Source organism: Salinicola socius, assembly GCF_001937195.1.
GTDB lineage: Bacteria > Pseudomonadota > Gammaproteobacteria > Pseudomonadales > Halomonadaceae > Salinicola > Salinicola socius.
This window is the reverse complement of sequence record NZ_MSDO01000110.1, coordinates 1-563: the sequence shown is the minus strand read 5'-3', so window position 1 is coordinate 563 and position 563 is coordinate 1. Positions and strand designations below refer to the sequence as shown.

Here is a 563-nt window from a genome sequence, read left to right as displayed (position 1 = left end):
CAGACCGTCGAAGTCGGCACCCGGCGTGAAGCTGTAGGAGCCGTCGGCATTGAACTTCAGGCTGCCATTGCCAGTGCCGACATCCGTTGCCAGGTCGTAACCGGCGATCGTCCCATCGACATCGGTCGCTGCCGGAACCTGCCCGCTGAGAACGCTGTTCTCGCCGGTAGTCTGGCTATCGGCGACGGCCACCGGGGCGTCGTTGGTACCGGTGACGGTAATGGTGACCGTCTTCGGTTCACTGACGCCGCCCTCGTTATCGGTGGCGGTGTAGCTGAAGGTGACGTCGCGGCTTTCGCCTGCGGCCAGACCGTCGAAGTCGGTGCCGGGGGCGAAGCTGTAGGAGCCGTCGGCGTTGAACGTCAGGCTGCCTTTGCCCTGACCTACGCCGGTGTCGAGCGCGTAGCTGGCGATGGTGCCATCGACATCCGTCGCTGCAGGAACCTGGCCGGTCAGCACAGTGTTCTCGCCGGTGGTTTGGGTGTCAGCGACTGCCACCGGCGCGTCGTTGGTGCCGGTCACGGTGATAGTGACCGTCTTGGGCTCACTGACGCCGCCATCGT

1 protein-coding gene is annotated in these 563 nt (G+C 65.0%); it reads right to left on the bottom strand.

From position 1 onward, the window contains the following. A partial coding sequence (locus tag BTW07_RS19095) for an Ig-like domain-containing protein (RefSeq protein WP_167369299.1) occupies positions 1 to 563 on the bottom strand: 563 nt, incomplete at both ends.